Genomic DNA, 19200 nt, shown 5'->3' with positions numbered 1-19200 from the left:
GTGGTCGACGGCTGGATAATCCTCGATAAACCGCTGGAAATGGGGTCAACGCAAGGGGTTGCGGCGGTGAAGCGCAACCTGAGGCAGGCGGGCTTTGGCAAATGCAAGGTCGGCCACGGCGGCACGCTCGATCCGTTGGCGACTGGCGTGCTGCCAATTGCTGTTGGAGAAGCGACGAAGTTGTGTGGGCGGATGTTGGATTCCGACAAGATCTATGCCTTCACGGTGACCTTCGGAAGCGAGACGGATACCCTTGATCTTGAGGGCAAAATCGTCGCCACAAGTGACGTCCGCCCCGCACTTGAGGCGCTTAAGGACGCTTTAGGTGCATTTAGGTGCACTTCAGAACAAGTGCCTCCGGCCTACTCCGCGCTGATGGTGAACGGCCAGCGCGCCTATGATCTGGCCCGCGCCGGAGAGGTGGTTGACCTGCCATCACGCACGGTGACGATCAACGAGCTGACGCTTGATGCCTTCACCGGCAGCGAAGCGGCGGTTGAATCTGCGACGCTGACCGCCCATGTATCCAAAGGCACCTACATTCGCAGTCTGGCGCGCGATGTTGCGCGCGCGCTCGGCACGGTCGGCCATGTCACGATGCTGCGCCGCCTGAAGGCCGGGCCGTTCGCGATTGCCCAAGCGATTTCGCTGGACAAACTGAACGATGTGGGTAAAGGCGCGCCCCTTGAACACATACTCTTGCCGCTGGAGGCAGGGCTGGTCGACATCCTGGCTCTCTCCCTCGATCCTGAGCAGGCAAGGGCGGTCCGTCAGGGCCGCGTTCTGGCAGGATTGCCCTTCGATGACGGGCTTTACTGGGCGAAGGCTGGCACAGTGCCGGTCGCGCTGGTGGAGTTATCGGGCGGAAGCCTGAAAGTCTCGCGGGGGTTCAACTTACCGGATGTCGCGGAGTAGAAGATATGTCGATTACCGCTGAAAAGAAGCAGGAAGTCATTGCAGCGCACGCTCGTGCCGAAGGTGACACCGGCTCGCCGGAAGTCCAGGTTGCGATCCTGACCAGCCGCATCGTGACCCTGACCGAGCACTTCAAGTCCAACCACAAGGACAACCACTCGCGTCGCGGTCTGCTGATGATGGTCAACAAGCGTCGTTCGCTGCTTGACTACCTGAAGAAGAAGGATGTCGGCCGTTATAACGACCTGATCCAGAAGCTCGGTCTTCGTAAGTAATCATGCGGAGCGGCCCCTTAGCGGGCCGCTTTTGCTTTCAGGCATGTTCGCAATCCGGCGAACCGCCTTTGGGGCACGACAAGCGGCCCCACACCGGACCGGGACGGAATCCCCGGCAGCAAACCCCGCTCGCAATAGGGCGCGCGGGCTGAAGGATGTAAAATGTTCGACGTCAAAACCGTATCGCTGGAGTGGGGCGGAAAGACCCTCACCCTCGAAACCGGCCGCGTTGCCCGTCAGGCTGACGGCGCGGTCATCGCCACCTATGGCGAAACTGTTGTCCTGTGCGCGGTTACCGCCGCCAAGTCGGTCAAGGAAGGGCAGGACTTCTTCCCGCTGACCGTCCACTATCAGGAAAAGTATTCCGCAGCCGGCCGTATCCCCGGTGGCTTCTTCAAGCGTGAGCGCGGCGCGACGGAAAAGGAAACGCTGGTTTCCCGCCTGATCGACCGTCCGGTCCGCCCACTGTTCCCTGAAGGTTTCTACAACGAAATCAACGTTATCGCTCAGGTTCTGAGCTATGACGGCGAAACCGAACCCGATATCGTTGCGATGATCGCCGCATCGGCTGCGCTGACCATTTCGGGCGTTCCGTTCATGGGCCCGATCGGTGCTGCGCGCGTCGGCTTCATCGATGGCGAATATGTGCTGAACCCGAAGCAGGACGTGGCGCTGGCCGATGGTCGCCTCGATTTGGTCGTTGCTGCAACCGACACCGCCGTGATGATGGTGGAATCGGAAGCCAAGGAACTGAGCGAAGACGAAATGCTCGGCGCGGTGCTGTTTGCGCACGACGAAATCCGCAAGGTCATCGGCGGTATCATCGAACTGGCTGAAAAGGCCGCGAAGGATCCGTGGGATATCGACCTGACGGACAACACCGCCGACATCAAGAAGAAGCTCAAGACGCTGGTCGGCAAGGATGTTGCCGCAGCCTATAAGCTGACCGACAAGTCGGCGCGCTCCAACGCGCTGAACGAAGCCCGCGCCAAGGCCAAGGCTGCGTTCGCCGATGAAGGCGCGCAGACCCAGATGGTCGCCATGAAGACGATGAAGAAGGTGGAAGCCGACATCGTTCGTGGCGCGATCCTGAAGGATGGCACCCGTATCGACGGTCGTACGACCACGCAGGTGCGCCCGATCGAAGCGATGGTGGGCTTCCTGCCGCGTACGCACGGTTCTTCGCTGTTTACGCGCGGTGAAACGCAGGCAATCTGCACCACCACGCTGGGCACCAAGGACGCCGAGCAGATGATCGACGGGCTGGAAGGTCTGCGGTATGAAAACTTCATGCTGCACTACAACTTCCCGCCCTATTCGGTTGGCGAAGTTGGCCGTTTCGGCGCGCCGGGCCGCCGCGAAGTGGGCCACGGCAAGCTGGCATGGCGCGCGCTGCACCCCGTGCTGCCGACCAAGGACGAGTTCCCCTATACGATCCGCGTTCTGTCGGACATCACCGAATCGAATGGCTCGTCCTCGATGGCGACCGTCTGCGGCGGCTGCCTCTCGATGATGGATGCTGGCGTTCCGGTGAAGCGTCCGGTTTCGGGCATTGCGATGGGCCTGATCCTTGAGGGCAAGGAATTTGCGGTCCTGTCGGATATCTTGGGCGATGAAGATCATCTTGGCGACATGGACTTCAAGGTTGCCGGCACGTCCGAAGGCATCACCACGATGCAGATGGACATCAAGGTTGCAGGCATCACGCGCGAAATCTTCGAAGTTGCCCTGCGGCAGGCGTCGGAAGGCCGTGCGCACATCCTCGGCGAAATGACCAAGGCGCTGGGCGAAGCACGTACCGAGCTTTCGGCACACGCACCGCGCATCGAAACGCTGCAGATCGACAAGTCGAAGATTCGCGACATCATCGGCACCGGCGGCAAGGTGATCCGCGAAATCGTGGCCACCACCGGCGCGAAGGTGGACATCGACGACGAAGGTCTGATCAAGATCTCGTCTTCCGACCTGACCCAGATCGAAGCCGCTCGCCAGTGGATCCTCGGCATTGTCGAGGAAGCCGAGGTCGGCAAGATCTACAAGGGCAAGGTCGTCAACATCGTTGATTTCGGCGCTTTCGTGAACTTCATGGGCGGCAAGGACGGTCTGGTCCACGTCTCCGAAATGAAGAACGAGCGCGTGGAAAAGCCCACCGACGTGGTGAAGGAAGGCCAGGACGTTTACGTCAAGGTTCTGGAAATCGACCAGCGCGGCAAGGTGCGCCTGTCAATGCGTGTCGTTGATCAGGAAACCGGTGCCGAACTGGAAGACACCCGTCCGCCGCGCGAACCGCGTGGTGACCGCCCTGACCGTGGCGATCGCGGTGACCGCCGTGGTCCGCGCAATGACCGTGGCGGCGGCCGTGGTGATCGTGGCCCCCGCCGTGAAGGTGGTGACCGTGGTCCGCGTCGCGACCGTGACGATGGTCCGGCCCCGGATCACATGCCGGCTTTCCTCAAGTCTGACGACTGAGCAGAACCAAAGCTGTGGAATGAACGAGGCCCCGCCGAAAGGCGGGGCCTTTTTCGTATGAAATTTCGATCATCATCGGGGGATCGTCCAATATGGCGATAATTTTTAATGGGATATCTAAGTAAATATTAGAATAATCACAAAAAAATAAAAATAAGTTTCGAATTGGTGTTTAATTGGATGATTCTGCGATTTTTGGGGTGACGTTATAGTCATAGTATTGGCTTTGCGGGATGACTGTTATTTAAATAATATGACATTTATTCTGCGATCCCAATATATCTCGTGAGGATATCGATATGAACGTCAGTAAGCAGTACGGCGATTTGATGATTACGCTGACATCGCAGTATGACATGCGCTATCCCGATAGTGGCAGCGGTGCCAGAATGGACGGAACGTTCTGGCATCCGCGCGGCGAAGGGGATTATCGCCCTCTCGGCAGCATTTGCGTCGGAAACTACAACGATGTGAACAACAATCGTGCCTCGATGCTGTTTGCCAATGCACCCGGCAGCAATGCGGTGGCGGCACCGGTCGACTACGCATGGGTCTGGGATGATTCCGGGTCTGGCGCGGATTGGGATGGTTCGGTTTGGCGGCCTATCGCGCCGAACGGCTATCTGGCGCTGGGCGATGTCGCCACTTCGAACCATGACAAGCCAAGCCTTGGTGATGTGTGGTGCGTCCGCGCCGATCTGGTGACCAATGGCGTTTTCGCAGGTGATAAGGCCTGGCAGGACGCGGGTTCGGGCGGGGATCACGATGTTGCGGCCTGGCCTGTGGAAGTGGGCGATCCTTCGCGCGATCCGCAGATGGGCGTGTTTGCGCCCGATACATTCATCGGCGTGCCCAGCTATGACGTCGCGCCGAATATGGGCCTTGCGATGGTGGTGCAGGTTCCCATCACGGCGGAAGTGGGTGCGGCGCCTGTCCGGCCTTCGCTTGAAGGGCGCACACCGCCGACCGATCACACCCCTCCGGTTCGTGATCGCAGCGTAGTCTTGCCGTTTACGGCTCTGTTTGATCGCACCGATCGTCCAAGCCTGGACAAGATCGCCAATCCGTTCTGCACCATCGAACGCTGGGTCGGCTGGAGCCTTGTGCTGTTTGATGACAACACCACCAGCGCCCCGCAAACCACATCGAAGGCGACGACCGTGGGCGTGACGACGACGGAATCGGAAGCCTTCGCGCACAGCGTGGGGATCAAGCTGGGATGGGAAACCGGCGCGATCACCAAGTACAAGGTCGAACTCAACTACCAGTTCACCTACACTACCTCTTCAAGCACGGCCAATCTGCAAAGCGCGACCGTGACTCGTTCATTGAGCACGCCCGCTGGTGTTGCGGCGGGCCTGTGGACGGCCACCTACAAGTTCCGTGTGATCCGGGCAGATGGCGCGGTCATCGGCAGGGAACTGACGTTCGACGTCGACAGCGTTGCGCATGACCAATATCCGCCGGTCGCGCCCGGCGTGTCCAAGGCCTTGGCAATGGCGGGCTGACGCATGATGGCCAGAGGCTCCGGGCTTTCCGGGGCCTCTGGCACTTTGCAGCGGTTGCGCGTTTGCCAACTGGTGACGATTTCCTGCGAAGGTGCAGGAATGCCAAGCGCCCAGGATATGCCCTCTGATACGGTCGTGACCTTTGAAGCCAGTGCGCGGCGTGATGTGCGCTGGTGGCTGATGGCGCTGGTGGGGGCGGTGTTCCTGTTCGCTTCGCAGGCGGTGCGGCCACAAGACAATTGCAGCGCGGATGGCGAATGTGCGCCGTGGCTGGTGCCGGTGGCAGGCGTGATGGGCGCAGTGGTGCTGGCCGGTGGGGCAGGGCAATTGCTCGCCAATCCGCGCCGGGGCAGCCGGATAGATCTTGCCGCGGGCACGCTGGAATGGTGGCAAGGCCGCTCGCGCGGTTGGCCGGGTGATCATGGCGCGATTGCGCTTGCGGATATTGCGCGCATCCGCATCCAGCGCCGTGACGAGGACAGCGATGCGGTGAGCCTTTATGATCGCAATGGTGAGCGGCAACCCTTCTTCGATAGCGAAGTGATCCCGTGGCGGTACGAGAACTGGGCACGCAACCTGATCCTGATCGCGCCGTGGATAGAACTAGAGCTTGCCGTATAGGGCCAGAGCGATTTCCCTTTGCCTTTCAGGGTTTATGGGTGCAAGGCTAGCCCATCGGCGGAACGACCATTGTAGGCATCCCCGGCTGAGAGACCAGTGCGCTCCCGCTTACGCAGTGGGAGCCGCTTGTGGACCTCAACGATCTCTATTCCCGCCATCAACGATTGATCATGCGCGCGGCCTTGACGCCCGCCGGAAGCCAGCGCACCCGCAGCCTTGTTATGGCGAGCGACTGCGCCCGCCGGATCACGCGCTTCCAGCAAAAACGCGGCGCTGCCGCTGCTGCTGGGTGGGCGCGGACGGCCCATGCCAGTGCGCACCATCATTTTTTTCCTACGGAGGACCGAGCATGAGCCGCGCGATGAACCTGAGTCTTCCCGAAGCCACCGTCCGCACGCGCTGCGAAGCGGCAGGCGTTTCGATCAGCGCCTTGGAAGCGCTGCCATCGGGCGGGGCGCGGCTGGTCTGTACCCGTGAGGAAGGGGCGGACGAGATGCGCGTGATCCTGCGCGCCAGCATCATTACCGGCAAGGTGGCCCGCTACGCCTTCCAGCGGGCACAGAATTCCCAGTACGGCTGAGCGCCGGGTTGCACGCTGGTTGGTATCAGGCCGCATCCCTTAAGGGTGGCGGCTCTGCTCCGGCCAGCAGTATCTGGTTTCGCCCGGCCTGCTTCGCGGCATAAAGCGCGTCATCGGCAGCTCGCAGGGCATCGCCCTTGTTTGCATAGGCAAAGACATCGGCAATGCCGCCAGAGAAGGTGATCCGCCCGAATGGCATGTCGGTGGCGCGGTTGACGAGGCGGCGTTCGGCCAGTTCTTCGCGCGCGTGATCGAGCCGGTCCCACGCCTTTTGCGGGGAGAGCGTGCGGAACAGGATGGCGAACTCCTCTCCGCCGTGGCGCGCAACGTGGCAGCGCGCATCGGAAATGCGGCTGAGCGTTTCGGCCACAACCTTCAGCACCCGATCCCCCGCCGCGTGGCCGTGGGTGTCGTTGATGCGCTTGAAATGATCGATATCGACGAAAGCAACGCTTAGTGCTTCGCCGGATGCGCCCGCAAGCGCCAGTTCCTTTTCCAGCAGGCTTTCGAACGCGCGACGATTGGGCAGACCGGTAAGGTGGTCCTCGTCCGCAACACGGCGCGCTTCATCCAGGCTGTTCTGGAGCGCCATGGCGCGTTCTTCGGATTCGTTGAGGTTGTGTTCGATCTCGCGCGTGCGGTGCATCATCGCCTTGGCCAAGGCGGCCAGTTCGGTGATAACCACGCCTGCGCGACTGACCTGTTCCAGATCGTCGACATGCTGCTGCAGCGCGGCGCCATATTCGCTGGTGGCGGTGCGGGCGCTGCTGGTGGTGCGGGTAAAGTCGTCGAGGCTTTCCTCAAGCCGCGACATCAGCGCGACGAGCTGTTCGGCGGTGCCATCGCCCTTTTCCTCACGCATGACCTGTTCCAGCCATTGCAGGGTAACGGCTTTGCCCTGTTCGGTGCGTTCGAGGATCATTTGCGCAAGGCGGGGATTCGCTCCGGTGACGCAATCATAAGCGATTTCGAGCGTCCACGGCATGACCTCCAGATCATGATCGATCAGGAAATCCGCCACTTTGCCCAGCAGGCGGCGCTTGGCTGGCAGCCAGATCTCGCGCGCGCTGGGATCGCGGAAATTGGCGATCTCGGCGGTGGGAGCGTCCTCTGCGGCATCATCCTCGCCGGAAATGCCGAGCCATTTGAGCAGGCGGGACCGGGATCCGCGCGCGGAAGGATCGTGTGTCATAGCCCGTAGAACGACCAACGCCGCGTGGCATTAACCACGCGGCGTTGTTAAAAGTCCAGGTTAGGGGTTGTTGCCTATACCTGACGCAGTGGGTGATTCAACGCACGCGCGGTCCACCAAATGGCATCGGCGGAGGAGGGCGGCGATGTCCACGCGGGAGTTGCGCCTGATAAGCCCTGCCGCAATGTTCCACGCAATAAGGGAAACCCGGGTTCACCTTTTCGCCGCAGAAGTGGAAATCCGGTTCGCCCGGATGCCCCATCGGCCAGCGGCAGATGCGATCAGAAAGATCGAGCAGGCTGGTCTTGTCGGCAATATCGGGGCTGGGGCGCGCGGGCACCAAGCGGCGCGGGGGCGCAGGCGGAATCGGCGCCTGTTGATCACCCGGACCCTGACGGAGAAAGCCACCGGGGCCGACCGAAACGATGCGCGGCTGTGCCGGAGCGGCAGGCGCATCGGCGGCAGCCTTGGCTTCGGGGGCAGGTGCCGGTGCGGGCGCTGCGGCGCGCGGCGCGGGCGGCGGTGCAACCGGCGCGGGGCGCGGCGCGGCGATCTTTGGTTCGGCTGCCACGGGCGGCGGCGCAGCGGGTTTGGGGGGCTTTGGCGCAGCCGGAGCAGCTTCGCTCTTTTCGTTGGCCTTTACCGGGGAGGGGCGCGCTTTCAGGCCGAGGCGATGCGCCTTCCCGATCACCGCGTTGCGGCTCACCCCGCCAAGCTCTTCTGCGATCTGGCTGGCTGTGGAGCCACCCTCCCACATCTTGGTCAGCTTTTCGATCCGCTCGTCGGTCCAGCTCATGCTTCAAACCTGTCCTTCACAGCCGCGAGATGCGCGACCTTTTTCAAAAATCATGTGGCCCTGATGGACCCGCGCTTTGGCCGACCTTGCCTTAGCTGCTCTGGCGCGATACCGCCACAAGCATGGTCGATCAACCGTTACCCCGCGATGGGGCAGTTAGCCGCAGCACCGGAACCTTCACCCCGCCGGGACAACCGGTTTTCCGTGGCTTCAACAGGCTGGGGCTATGGACCCTCTATATGAAGGAGGTGCGCCGTTTCTTCAAGGTGCAGACCCAGACGATCTGGGCACCGGCGGTAACGACGCTGCTTTATCTGATGATATTCACGCTGGCGCTGGGCGGCGGGGCCAATGGCGGGCGCGAAGTGCTGGGCGTAAACTTCGCCAGCTTCGTTGCGCCGGGGCTGATTGCGATGGGGATGATCAACAATTCCTTCGCCAATTCCAGCTTCAGCATGTTGGGTGGCAAGATTCAGGGCACCATCGTAGATTACCTGATGCCGCCGATCTCCACGGGTGAACTGATGTTGGCACTGGTCGGTGCGGCGGTGACGCGCGCGGTGCTGGTAGGGCTGGCGGTTGCAGGCGCGATGATGCTGTGGCCCGGCGTGTCGCTGGCTGTGGCGCATCCCTGGGCCGTGGTCTGGTTCGGACTGATGGGCGCAATCCTGCTGGCGCTGATCGGCGTGCTGACATCGGTATGGGCGGAAAAGTTCGATCATAACGCGGCGGTGACAAACTTCGTCATCACGCCGCTTTCGATGCTGTCGGGCACGTTCTATGTGATCGATAATCTGGCCCCGGCGTTTCAGGCCGTCAGCCGCATGAACCCGATCTTCTATGTGATTTCGGGCTTCCGCTTCGGCTTTCTGGGGCAGAGCGACATTGGCAGCACCAACACTGCCGTGCTGCATGGTGCAATTGGCCTTGGCGTGTTGAACGTGATGCTGGCAGGCCTGCTCTACGCGGTGCTGCGGTCGGGCTGGAAGCTCAAGAACTGATCTGGGGCGTGAGGCCTCGCACCGGGCCCTCACGCTATCAGTCTGTCCGATCAGTGTGCCAGATCAATGCGAAAGACTGCGGCGCAGGCGATAGCGCCCGTTGCGATAGCCTTCGAACAGTTCGTCCAGCGATGGATGGTCTACCGGGCCGGATTCGGCATCGGCCTGCAGGTTCTGCTGGCTGACGTAGGCGACATAGCTGCTTTCGTCATTTTCTGCGAGAAGGTGGTAGAACGGCTGGTCGCGCGGCGGGCGAACGTCTTCGGGGATTGATTCGTACCATTCTTCGCTGTTGGCGAAGACCGGATCGATATCGAACACCACGCCGCGAAAGCCGAACATGCGATGGCGCACGACATCGCCAATCGAAAAGCGTGCCGAAGAGACGGGAGGAGCCGAAATATCGCGGCCAGCCTGTGGCGAAAAGAAACTCGCACGATCCATAATGGCCGATATAGGGCCGCGAGGCCGCGCAAACAAGCGCTTCACCGAGATAAGGTGCGAGCCTTGCGGCTGGATGTGGAAAACAACACTGCTTTTCTCTTGGCAAGCCGGATATCATGCGCTAACGGCGCGCTTCCTCGACCGGGAATGCCCTTGCGGCTTCCCAGATTGGCACCAGGAGAGGTGGCAGAGTGGTCGAATGCGCTGCACTCGAAATGCAGTGTACGGGCAACCGTACCGTGGGTTCGAATCCCACCCTCTCCGCCAGCCACCTGTCTACAGGCTTCCGTAAATGCTCAGAAAACGTTGATTTTCTGCGCTTTTTAAGCTATAAAGTTCCCTGTTTGTTCTCATGCTTCCGTATGCCTCCAAAGAAAAGTGGGGGCGTTTTGGGGGCAGCGAAAATCAGAATTGGGGGCATCCATGCTCAACGATATGGCAGTTCGCAACGCGAAGCCCAAAGACCGTGATTACAAGCTTGCGGATTCGGAAGGGCTCTACCTTTTTGTATCGAAATCTGGCCACAAAAGTTGGCGTTTGAAATATCGTTTTGCAGGCAAAGAGCGGCGATTGGTCTTTGGCCCTTATCCGGAGGTCACTTTAGCCCAAGCGCGAGATCGCAAAGCTGACGCTAGAAAGCTTCTGAGAGAAGGGAGAGACCCTGGTCTGGAAGCGAAGAAGGAAATTCTTCGAAATGTAGCAGCAGCGGCGAACACTTTTGAGGCGATGGCGCGAACGTGGTTTGGGTTGCAGGAGAAGCGCTGGACAGCAGTACATGCCAAGGATGTCATCACCAGCCTTGAAAAGGAGGTGTTCCCGTGGCTCGGCAATGTCCCCGTCACGCAGATCGACGAACCGCTTGTACTCGCAGTACTCCGAAAAATTGAGAAGCGTGGCGCAATCGAGACTGCACATCGTGTAAGGCAGCGCATGTCCGCTGTTTTCGTTCACTCGATTGCGGAGGGAGCCTCCAATCGCGACCCGGCCGCGATTGTTGCCAAAGCGTTGAAACCAGTGCCACGATCGCGGAAGCGGCCGGCCTTTTTAACTCTCGCCGAGCTTCATGATATGATCCGGAAGACGGAAGTGGAGCCTGCCTCGCCACTCACGAAGCTAGCATCGCGCTTTCTTGCCCTCACAGCGCAAAGACCTGGCATGATCCGCAGCATGCCTTGGTCCGAACTAGAAGGCATTGACTGGTCCGATGCAGAGACAATTCACCCGGACGCAATTTGGCGCGTCCCGGCAGCACGGATGAAGCTGGTTACCGAATTAAAGGGGGACATGGCATATGATCATATCGTTCCTCTCGGAAAAGCAGCGGTAGAGGTCCTTCAGGCAGCTCATTCTATTTCGGGTGACGGACCACTGGTTTTTCCGACCAACCGGAATGCGCGTAAACCCATGAGTGAAAACACCCTCAGCTACTTCTACAATCGCTGCGGGTACCAAGGCCGCCACGTGCCGCACGGATGGCGCGCGTCCTTCTCGACCATTATGAACGAATGGGCAGAGAGGAACGGTACGCCTGCCGATCGACATATCATCGATCTCATGCTTGCCCATGTGCCGGACGGTGTGTCCGGTTCCGAAAGTGTTTATAACCGAGCCGGGTATCTGAACAGGCGACGAGAGATTGCCGAGGCATGGTCAGAAATGCTCATTAAGGATTTTTGTCATCCTTCGAAGCTGCTCGCATATTCATCTCGGTGACAAATGTGCGACCTAGATGGCGTTTTCTGCGGGTTGTTTAAATTGCCGTTCTGAGAGCGTAAGCCTGCGGTTCAGCAAACTTTTTCCTGCGGACCGATCCAATCGACGCGCAAGCGATCTAGACCGAAGATCTGACCTTCGACGATTACCCTGAGATTTGCGGCGAAGTCCTGTTCGTGCTCATGATCGAGGACCCAGACGGCTTCATCGTCCGTCTTCAACAGCCAACCACGACGACTCTCTAGCAAAATTCCTGATGCTCGAAGCCGTCGTGTCACTGTACTCTCCTGGCGCGCGAGTGGGTGCTTGCGCACTACGTCCATGCCAACCAAACCCCCGTGTCCACGTGTAAATACCGAACGCTCTGTGGGCATCTATCCGGCTTAGGCGTGAAATGTAAGACGCAGGAATCAGATGGAAAGTCGCAAGCTGATCTGACCTAAGTTTCGGTGAGAGAAATTGCGCCAAGACCGCCGAGTCAAAGTGGCGTCACGCTATCGGCCCTCCATAAACTAGCGATTGCTGTTGCGGCAACGTCAACAACATCGTCCGCGCTCTTCCGTCACCAACCCTGCCGAAAGAGTTTGTAGCCGGTTTTGTCCAACGGCAACACCGCTGGAGGCGCAACGCTACCGTATCCAATGTCATCCCATTAAAGCTTTGTCGTTGCATTTGAAACCACAACGTCATAGTTTTCAATTGCGTAGTGAAATTGTGCTGCGTCGAGGCCTGAGAACCTTGCTCTGGTATCTTTGCTGTTTCTGTCGCTGCGTGCGGCCGGATCGCCCTTGTCCATGTCCAAGTCCTTCGGGGCCAAAGGCAAAGGCGCATGTCTCCAGACGTGTTCTCAGGATCCGGCCAACCGCCGGAATGCCTCGCGGGCTGGGGCTTGGCGATTGACGAAAATTCTTGCAGCACAGGCAGGTCATGACAGCCATGGCCAGAACACCGCAGAAGCGCTGCCACCTGACTTGGCGGCTATCGAGGCCGAGTTCCGCCGCTCCCGCCCCTCGCTACTGCGCAAGCTTGCTCACAAGACCGGGATGACCCTGGCGGAGGATCTCGTCCAGCAAGTTTTCGTGCGCCTGATGACGAGCCGCCAGCGTCAGATCGAGAACCTTACCGGCTATGTGCGGGTTGCGGCAGACAACGCGCGCAAGGACCTGATCAGACAGGAGTTGCGCCAGCACCAATGCAGCCACGAGCCGTTCGAGGACATTCATCCGGGATGCGATCTGCAGGCACAACTTGAAGCGCGCGATCGCCTTGCACGGCTTGAGCAGGCACTCGCCCGTCTCAAGCCGCTCACGCGAAACATCTTCCTTGCCCGTCGGCTCGATGGTTATAGCTATGCCGAGATCGCAGAACAGACGGGGTTGAGCGTGCGGGGCGTGGAGAAACAGATGAGCCGGGCGCTCAGGGCCCTGGCGCGGCATCTCGCCGAGGATTGACCACTCGTGACGAGACAGCCCATTCCCGGGAAGATCCGCGATGAAGCGGCAGAGTGGCTGGCGCGCAACGAGAACGCCGGTCATTCGCGTGCGCCGGGCTTCGAGGCGTGGCTTGCGAGCGACCTGCGACATCGTCTCGCGTATGCAGAAGTGGAGCGCGCGTGGCGCGATAGCCTTGCCCTGGATCAGAGGCCCCTTGGCCAGCAGCGCAAGCTGACCCGTGCACCGTTGCACCTGCAACGCAGCACACAGCTTGCCGCAGTCGGCGCATGCCTGTTGCTTGGCATGGGATTGCTGACATTGCGGTTTTCAGGGGACCATCCGCTAATCGGCGTTGGAACAACCGTCGAGGCCAGGACATACACCACGGCCGCAGGTGAAACGCGGACATGGCAGCTTGTCGATGGAAGCTTCCTGACACTCAACGGGACAAGCAAGGCACGAACCGACATCACTTCAACTAGCCGCCAGATTGCGATTGTTGCCGGTCGCGTTCGCATCCGTGTGGCCCGGCGCGGCACGGATTCCATGCAGATCTTGGGAGCAGGCACCAGGATCGACAGTGCACCAGGCACTGTGGATATTGCGCTCGCCGCAAATGGTCTGCGCGTCGAAGTCGTAGATGGCCAAGTGCAGGTGCAGAACGCCGATGGCGCTCGGCACACCCTCGGTCGCGGGGCTCACATGATCGAAGCGGGGCCATCCGGGGCCGAGCATCGCTCCGAGCAAAACTCTTCTGCACAACCGCCAATGACGACCGGTGACCGCATATCCCTGGGAGAGGCGGTCAGCCTGCTCAACGCGCGCAATGCTGTTCAACTTCGCCTCGCAAGTCCTGCGCTGGCCAACAGGACTCTGGCAGGTGCGATCCGCCTCGACGATCCAGAAGGCTTTGCGAGGATTCTCGAGGCATTGGGCGGAATCACGGTGACGCAGCGCCCCGGCATGCTGGTGATCGACACGGCCTGAAGCTTCCTGCCCCCTCGCGGACCGTGTGAATGATCCGCGTGCCGTCCGACCCGCGGCTCCTCTGGATGCAAGAGACCTCATTCGCTTTCCGGACAGAGGAAAGGAGGCGGTGGATCCGTGCGCGCTGACGGCTCGGCATGATCTCCACAATCACGGGGTGAACGGCTGACCGGCTGCGGGCCGTCCGCGACGATGTCCGCCGATAAGAATTCTGGTGGGTGTTTTCGCGCGACGTCGTCCCAACCGGTGCGCGTCCCCTGAGATGGACGCGAGGGAGGCAATCATGACGTTCAAGACATCAACGCATGCCATGGTCATCGCAATGCTGGCTGCACCATTCATGGCGGCAGCACCCGCGGGAGCGCAAGAGGCCGATACCCTTGCGCTGGACCTTCCAGCCCAGGCCATGGCCCGATCGCTACACGATCTTGCAGCCAAGGCCGGTGCGACTATCGTCGCAGACGACAAGTTGGTGGCGGGTCGCACCGCTCCTGCAGTGCAGGGGACCTACACGGTCGCAGGTGCGCTGGGTAAGATCCTCGAAGGCTCGGGGCTTCAGGGCATCGCGACGAGCCAAGGCTACGCGATCCGCTCAGCAGGACCGTCAACGCCATCGCGTGGTGCATCCGCAGACAGCACGGCTGACGATATCGTAGTGACCGGCACGCGCATTCGCGGTTCGGCACCGGCAGGCGCTGCCGTGATCGCGATCGACCGAAAGGCGATCGAGGAAAGCGGCAGGGCCACCGTGCAGGACCTCGTATCGGTCCTTCCGCAGAACTTCGGCGGGGGCCCCAATGAAGGCACACTCGGCTTTACCCAGCGGAACAATGCCAACGCCAATATCGGTTCGGGTGCCAGCATCAACCTGCGCGGCCTTGGCACGACCTCGACCCTGACGCTCGTCGATGGCAATCGCCTGGCGCTGGGAGCCGCGAGCTCGATCGTCGACATTTCACTGATACCGGCCAGTGCCATCGAACGCATCGAGGTCCTCGCAGATGGTGCGTCAGCCATCTACGGCTCCGATGCTGTTGCAGGCGTGGTCAACGTACGCTTGCGGCGCGGATACGAAGGGGCCGAGACATCGTTTCGGGTCGGCATGGCCGACGGCTTTAGCGAGGTCCAGGCAAGTCAGCTCGCGGGTCTGCGCTGGAGCGGCGGTAGCCTGATGGCGGCTTACGAGTTCTACCGGCGCGACCGCCTCGGGGCCCAGGACCGTGATTACGCGACAGAGGACCTTACCCGGTTTGGGGGCCCTGACTATCGCCAGGCCTTCGCCAATCCCGGCACGATCACTGCAGCCAACGGCGCAATCTTCGGAATACCGGCCAGACAGGATGGCAGGGCGCTTGCACCAGGCGATCTGCTTGCCGGAGTGCGCAATCTTGGCGACGGTCGGCGCCTGACCGACATCCTGCCACGCACACGCCGCCACGCAGGGCTTATCGCGCTTGAACAGGACCTGTCGTCGTGGCTGACGATGCGGCTTCAGGGTTTTGCTGCCGACCGTCGCTCTGACCAGCGTTACATCGTCTTCGGATCGCAAGTTACCGTGCCCGTGAGCAACCCGTTCTATGTCGATCCGATCGGAACGGGTCAGCCCATCCGCGTCGGTTATGATTTCCGGGACGACCTCGGGGCCACCGTCAATCGTTCGCATGTCACCAACTGGACGGTCGCGGGCGTACTGGAAGCCCGCTTCGGGGCATGGCGGGCTGAGGCTTACGGCAATCGCGGCATCCAGCATGAAGAGCTGCTACGGGACAATCTCGTCAATCGCGCCCGGCTTGCGCAGGCTCTCGCTGATCCTGATCCGGCCAAGGCTTTCAATGTATTCGGTGATGGCCCTCACACCAGTGCGGCCACGATCGACTATGTGCGCGGATCTTCGCTAACCAGTGCTCGGTCGCGCCAGACGACCGCTGGTCTCAAGTTCGACGGGCCGCTCCTGGCGCTTCCAAGGGGAGCGCTGACACTGGCATTCGGGGGAGAGTATCGCGAGGAAGGCTACGGCTCGCGCAGCCTTGCGGATGAAACGACGCTCGCACCTGTCGCGAGTGGCGACGATGGATACCCGCTGGCGCGTAACGTGATCGCGGGATTTGCCGAACTTCGTGCACCGCTGGTCGGTCCTGGCCAAGGCATTGCAGGCGTGCATCGGCTCGACCTGTCGGTGGCAGGACGCATCGAGCGCTATTCGGATTTCGGGACGACGACCAATCCCAAGGTCGGACTGACGTGGGAACCGGTGCAAGGCCTTGCGCTGCGAGGGTCCTATGGCACCTCGTTTCGTGCACCCGGCTTCTTCGACGTGCGCCAAGGCCCCGGGCTCAGCCAGGTCGTGCCGATACCCGTTGCAGACCCCGGCTCGCCCTCGGGCAGCAGCAATGTCATTGCCCTGTTCGGCAATGATCCCGGGATCGGACCGGAACGCGCGCGGACCTGGACGGCTGGCGTCGACTTCAGGCCACCTGCGATCCCGGGGCTTTCGATGAGCGCGACGTGGTTCGACATTTCCTACAAGGATCGCATCTTCAATCCCGCGGTCGATGCCTTCACTTTCCTGGCCCAGCGGTCGCGTTACGAGCCGCTGATCACGGCCAGTCCGTCACCAGCGCAAGTGGCAAGCTTCTATGCGAGCCCCGATTTCAGCAATCCCTTCGGCATTGCTGCAGGCTCGATCCGATACGTGATCGATGCGCGCAACGCCAACCTGGCGCGCAACCATCTCGACGGGATCGATTTTGATCTCAATTATCGCCACGAGATGGCCAGAGGTGCGCTTTCGCTTGGTGCATCGGGAAGCTGGCTGTTCCACCTGACGCAGCAGCTGACGTCGGCTGCTCCGCGCACGCAGGCCCTGGGGACGATCGGCAACCCGGTGCGCTATCGTCTGCGCGGGCGCGTCGGGTTCGAACAGGATGGCTTCGGTGCAACAGCCTTCGTCAATCACATGGCGGGCTATCGCAACACGGCGGTGGCACCGGTCGAGTCGGTTGCAAGCTGGACGACAGTCGACCTTACGCTTTCCAAGCGCTTCGGAGATGACGCCGGTGCCTTGGCGGGCACGCGGTTCGCCTTGAGCATCACGAACCTGTTCGATCGCGACCCGCCTTATGTAAACAACCGCACCCCTTTCAGCGCAGCCGGCTTCGATCCCGAGCAGGCAAGCGCGGTCGGACGACTTGTCGCGGTGCAGGTGACCAAGTCATGGTGACGCGATGGCATCCAGCCCCGCTGTCGCTTGCCCTGGCCGCCCTGGTCCCGTTTGCAGCGCAGGCTGCGGACGGGGCCGGGATCCGGCCCGCCATAGAAATCACGCGGATCGACAGCCCGTCCATATCGCCGGATGGCACGCTTGCCCTATGGCGCGAGTACCGCGCCTCGGTCGACCGCAATGACTATGATGTCGCATGGCTGGTGGCCCCGTCTGACGGTTCGGCGCCGGCCAGGCGCATCGCCGATGCCGGGGAAATCGAATGGCTCAACGGCTTTCCCCTGGCTTCAAGCGCGCTGTGGACGCGCGATGGCACAACCGTGCTGTTCCGCAAGATCGCAGGCGGGCAAGTCCAGGTCTGGCAGGCGGCGACCGATGGTTCAGGCGCTGCGCAAGTTACCAGCGAGGCGGGCAATGTCAGGGAGATGATCCCGCTTGCAGGCGGCAAGGCTTGGTTGTTCGGGTTTGGCCCGGAGCGCGCCGCAATCGAAGCTGCCGAGCAGGCCGAGTACGATAGCGGAACGCGGATCGATGCGTCGGTGGACCCGCAAAGGCCACTGTATCGTGGCGATCGCATCGATGGCCGCTGGGCCAGCGGACGGCTCCAGGGCGCCTGGTTCGAGCAGGGCGGCATCATCCCCGCGGTCAAGCCCAAACTCAAGGTGCTTGAGCAAGACCTTGCAACCATCCGCGACGCAACAGCCGAAGAGGCTCGCAACTACGCCTCCCGACCGCGCTCGCTCGAACGATTGCGGGACTGGTACGTCGCGCTGCGCCAGCCCTCGGGCGATGTCAGAGGCATTGCGGTTGTCCTGTCCAAAGGCCTGTCGTGGCGCTTGGCCGTGATCAATGCCGAGGGGCAGGAACTGGCGCGCTGCGAAGCCGTGCAATGCAAAGCCGCCCGGGCGCGCTCAGTCGTCTGGGCTGGCACGGACAATGCCCTGATTTTCGAAACCCGCAATCGCGACGGTGGCAGCACACTGGCAAGATGGAACCCGGCCAGTGGGCAGGTCGAGGAGGTGTTCCAGAGTTCGGGCGAACGCAACGGCGGAGACAACGGCAAGGCCTGCGCGGCTTCGACCCGGAGGCTCATCTGCGTCGCGTCCTCGGCCAACGCGCCGCCGCGCGTGGTGGCGATTGATCTGGCAGCACGCCATGAGCAGGTCCTCAGCGCGCCCAATGCGCCACTCGAGAACCCCGTCATCCGCTTCGACCGGCGGGTCTGGCAAGACCGCGCAGGGCGAACGTACTCGGGATATCTGGCTTTACCGCCGGGCCAGACCGAGCCGGTGCCGCTGTTCATTACGTACTATTCCTGCGAGGGGTATCTGCGCGGCGGGACGGGGGACGAGTATCCCTTGCGCGATCTCGCGGCATCGGGAATCGCGGCCTTGTGCATCAATCGTCAACCCGGCGTGGCGGGCGGCGGAGACAACGTCGAAGCCTACAGGGTGGCTGCCAGCGGGATTGCGGCGATCATCGCAGAGCTGTCCGGGCAGGGCAAGATCGATGCCTCGCGCGTCGGCATGGGCGGGGTAAGCTTCGGCGGCGAAGTCACGGCCTGGCTCGCCATGCACAGCAGGTTGTTGAAGGCCGCAGCGGTAGCCAACGTCATGGTGACGCCAACCTACTACTGGTTCAATGCCGTCGCGGGGCGCGACGTGCCCGCCATGCTCAAATCGGCCTGGGACCTGGGTGATCCCGACACGGATCATGCCGGGTGGAGGCGCGTATCCCCTTCCTTCAATGCCGACCGCATCTCGGTGCCCTTGCTGATGCAATTGCCCGAGCAGGAGTATCGCGCCAATGTCGAGCTACTTGCGCGGCTGCAGCGCGCCCGGAAACCTGTCGAACTCTGGGCTTTCCCCGCTGAAATGCACCTCAAGTGGCAACCGCGTCACCAACTCGCGGCCAACGTGCGCAACTTCGACTGGTTCAGGTTCTGGCTGCTGGGTGACGCAGGCGGCAAACCTGCTGATCCGGCATCCTGGCAACGCTGGCGGGATATGAAGCCTTGATTGTTTGGGGAGGCCCGGCGCCTGACCG

The 19200-nt window shown here is 61.4% G+C and carries 17 protein-coding genes and 1 tRNA gene; 13 read left to right on the top strand and 5 right to left on the bottom strand.

Annotation, left to right across the window (positions count from 1 at the left end):
• The 5 genes from truB (at position 1) to HGI47_RS08655 (ending at position 5788) form a co-directional block, all read left to right on the top strand.
• The gene (gene truB, locus HGI47_RS08675) at positions 1-915 is read left to right on the top strand and encodes a tRNA pseudouridine(55) synthase TruB (protein ID WP_168852336.1); all 915 of its coding nucleotides are present in this window, start codon (positions 1-3) and stop codon (positions 913-915) included.
• 5 nt (positions 916-920) lie between these two features.
• A complete protein-coding gene (gene rpsO, locus HGI47_RS08670) occupies positions 921-1190 on the top strand; it encodes a 30S ribosomal protein S15 (protein ID WP_168852335.1) in 270 nt (89 codons plus the stop codon).
• Between the two features lie 162 nt (positions 1191-1352).
• Positions 1353-3659: a polyribonucleotide nucleotidyltransferase gene (gene pnp, locus HGI47_RS08665; RefSeq protein WP_168852334.1), complete on the top strand. Its 2307-nt coding sequence runs from the start codon at positions 1353-1355 to the stop codon at positions 3657-3659.
• A 299-nt stretch (positions 3660-3958) separates the two neighbouring features.
• Complete coding sequence (locus HGI47_RS08660) at positions 3959-5167, top strand: Vps62-related protein (RefSeq protein WP_168852333.1); 1209 nt, start codon at positions 3959-3961, stop codon at positions 5165-5167.
• Between the two features lie 117 nt (positions 5168-5284).
• Positions 5285-5788, top strand: a complete 504-nt coding sequence (locus HGI47_RS08655; RefSeq protein WP_206066071.1) for a hypothetical protein — start codon at positions 5285-5287, stop codon at positions 5786-5788.
• A gap of 32 nt (positions 5789-5820) precedes the next feature.
• On the opposite strand, the gene HGI47_RS08650 is transcribed toward HGI47_RS08655, so the two are convergent.
• Positions 5821-6114 carry a hypothetical protein gene (locus HGI47_RS08650; protein WP_168852331.1) on the bottom strand — a complete coding sequence of 98 codons (294 nt, stop codon included), beginning with the start codon at positions 6112-6114 and terminating at the stop codon, positions 5821-5823.
• 23 nt (positions 6115-6137) lie between these two features.
• Between HGI47_RS08650 and HGI47_RS08645 the strand changes: the two genes are divergently transcribed.
• Complete coding sequence (locus HGI47_RS08645; RefSeq protein WP_168852330.1) at positions 6138-6368, top strand: hypothetical protein; 231 nt, start codon at positions 6138-6140, stop codon at positions 6366-6368.
• Between the two features lie 25 nt (positions 6369-6393).
• Here HGI47_RS08645 and HGI47_RS08640 read toward each other — a convergent pair whose 3' ends face one another.
• Both HGI47_RS08640 and HGI47_RS08635 read right to left on the bottom strand, forming a co-directional pair.
• Positions 6394-7560 (bottom strand): diguanylate cyclase, encoded by a 1167-nt coding sequence (locus HGI47_RS08640; protein WP_240950083.1) that lies wholly within the window; start codon positions 7558-7560, stop codon positions 6394-6396.
• Positions 7561-7657: 97 nt separating this feature from the next.
• A complete protein-coding gene (locus tag HGI47_RS08635; protein WP_168852329.1) occupies positions 7658-8356 on the bottom strand; it encodes a GcrA family cell cycle regulator in 699 nt (232 codons plus the stop codon).
• A 122-nt stretch (positions 8357-8478) separates the two neighbouring features.
• Between HGI47_RS08635 and HGI47_RS08630 the strand changes: the two genes are divergently transcribed.
• Positions 8479-9357, top strand: a complete 879-nt coding sequence (locus tag HGI47_RS08630) for an ABC transporter permease (RefSeq protein ID WP_168852328.1) — start codon at positions 8479-8481, stop codon at positions 9355-9357.
• A gap of 63 nt (positions 9358-9420) precedes the next feature.
• Here HGI47_RS08630 and hspQ read toward each other — a convergent pair whose 3' ends face one another.
• A complete protein-coding gene (gene hspQ / locus HGI47_RS08625; RefSeq protein ID WP_168852327.1) occupies positions 9421-9801 on the bottom strand; it encodes a heat shock protein HspQ in 381 nt (126 codons plus the stop codon).
• Between the two features lie 177 nt (positions 9802-9978).
• Here hspQ and HGI47_RS08620 point away from each other — a divergent pair.
• Both HGI47_RS08620 and HGI47_RS08615 read left to right on the top strand, forming a co-directional pair.
• Positions 9979-10068 (top strand) — tRNA-Ser (locus HGI47_RS08620).
• Between the two features lie 156 nt (positions 10069-10224).
• Positions 10225-11514 carry an integrase arm-type DNA-binding domain-containing protein gene (locus tag HGI47_RS08615; RefSeq protein WP_168852326.1) on the top strand — a complete coding sequence of 430 codons (1290 nt, stop codon included), beginning with the start codon at positions 10225-10227 and terminating at the stop codon, positions 11512-11514.
• A gap of 71 nt (positions 11515-11585) precedes the next feature.
• Here HGI47_RS08615 and HGI47_RS08610 read toward each other — a convergent pair whose 3' ends face one another.
• Positions 11586-11792: a DUF5818 domain-containing protein gene (locus HGI47_RS08610; RefSeq protein WP_156135897.1), complete on the bottom strand. Its 207-nt coding sequence runs from the start codon at positions 11790-11792 to the stop codon at positions 11586-11588.
• A 474-nt stretch (positions 11793-12266) separates the two neighbouring features.
• Between HGI47_RS08610 and HGI47_RS08605 the strand changes: the two genes are divergently transcribed.
• The 4 genes from HGI47_RS08605 (at position 12267) to HGI47_RS08590 (ending at position 19172) form a co-directional block, all read left to right on the top strand.
• Positions 12267-12965, top strand: a complete 699-nt coding sequence (locus HGI47_RS08605) for an RNA polymerase sigma factor (RefSeq protein WP_168852325.1) — start codon at positions 12267-12269, stop codon at positions 12963-12965.
• Positions 12966-12971: 6 nt separating this feature from the next.
• Complete coding sequence (locus HGI47_RS08600) at positions 12972-13934, top strand: FecR domain-containing protein (RefSeq protein ID WP_168852324.1); 963 nt, start codon at positions 12972-12974, stop codon at positions 13932-13934.
• Between the two features lie 283 nt (positions 13935-14217).
• On the top strand, positions 14218-17154 hold the full coding sequence (locus HGI47_RS08595) for a TonB-dependent receptor (protein ID WP_168852323.1): 2937 nt from the start codon (positions 14218-14220) through the stop codon (positions 17152-17154).
• Positions 17148-19172, top strand: a complete 2025-nt coding sequence (locus HGI47_RS08590; RefSeq protein ID WP_168852322.1) for an Atxe2 family lasso peptide isopeptidase — start codon at positions 17148-17150, stop codon at positions 19170-19172. The genes HGI47_RS08595 and HGI47_RS08590 overlap by 7 nt, the downstream gene beginning before the upstream one ends.
• Positions 19173-19200 lie beyond the last annotated feature (28 nt).

The sequence above is a fragment of the Novosphingobium sp. ERN07 genome, assembly GCF_012641335.1.
Taxonomy (GTDB): Bacteria; Pseudomonadota; Alphaproteobacteria; order Sphingomonadales; family Sphingomonadaceae; genus Novosphingobium.
Note: the sequence above shows the minus strand (reverse complement) of the source record. Positions and strands in the feature narration are given on the sequence as shown.

Bases quoted from the DNA above. Each gene is read 5' to 3' on its own strand.
- rpsO (WP_168852335.1), top strand. From the start codon at position 921: ATGTCGATTACCGCTGAAAAGAAGCAGGAAGTCATTGCAGCGCACGCT.
- pnp (WP_168852334.1), top strand. From the start codon at position 1,353: ATGTTCGACGTCAAAACCGTATCGCTGGAGTGGGGCGGAAAGACCCTC.
- HGI47_RS08660 (WP_168852333.1), top strand. From the start codon at position 3,959: ATGAACGTCAGTAAGCAGTACGGCGATTTGATGATTACGCTGACATCG.
- HGI47_RS08655 (WP_206066071.1), top strand. From the start codon at position 5,285: ATGCCCTCTGATACGGTCGTGACCTTTGAAGCCAGTGCGCGGCGTGAT.
- HGI47_RS08650 (WP_168852331.1), bottom strand. From the start codon at position 6,114: ATGATGGTGCGCACTGGCATGGGCCGTCCGCGCCCACCCAGCAGCAGC.
- HGI47_RS08645 (WP_168852330.1), top strand. From the start codon at position 6,138: ATGAGCCGCGCGATGAACCTGAGTCTTCCCGAAGCCACCGTCCGCACG.
- HGI47_RS08640 (WP_240950083.1), bottom strand. From the start codon at position 7,560: ATGACACACGATCCTTCCGCGCGCGGATCCCGGTCCCGCCTGCTCAAA.
- HGI47_RS08635 (WP_168852329.1), bottom strand. From the start codon at position 8,356: ATGAGCTGGACCGACGAGCGGATCGAAAAGCTGACCAAGATGTGGGAG.
- HGI47_RS08630 (WP_168852328.1), top strand. From the start codon at position 8,479: ATGGTCGATCAACCGTTACCCCGCGATGGGGCAGTTAGCCGCAGCACC.
- hspQ (WP_168852327.1), bottom strand. From the start codon at position 9,801: ATGGATCGTGCGAGTTTCTTTTCGCCACAGGCTGGCCGCGATATTTCG.
- HGI47_RS08615 (WP_168852326.1), top strand. From the start codon at position 10,225: ATGCTCAACGATATGGCAGTTCGCAACGCGAAGCCCAAAGACCGTGAT.
- HGI47_RS08595 (WP_168852323.1), top strand. From the start codon at position 14,218: ATGACGTTCAAGACATCAACGCATGCCATGGTCATCGCAATGCTGGCT.
- HGI47_RS08590 (WP_168852322.1), top strand. From the start codon at position 17,148: ATGGTGACGCGATGGCATCCAGCCCCGCTGTCGCTTGCCCTGGCCGCC.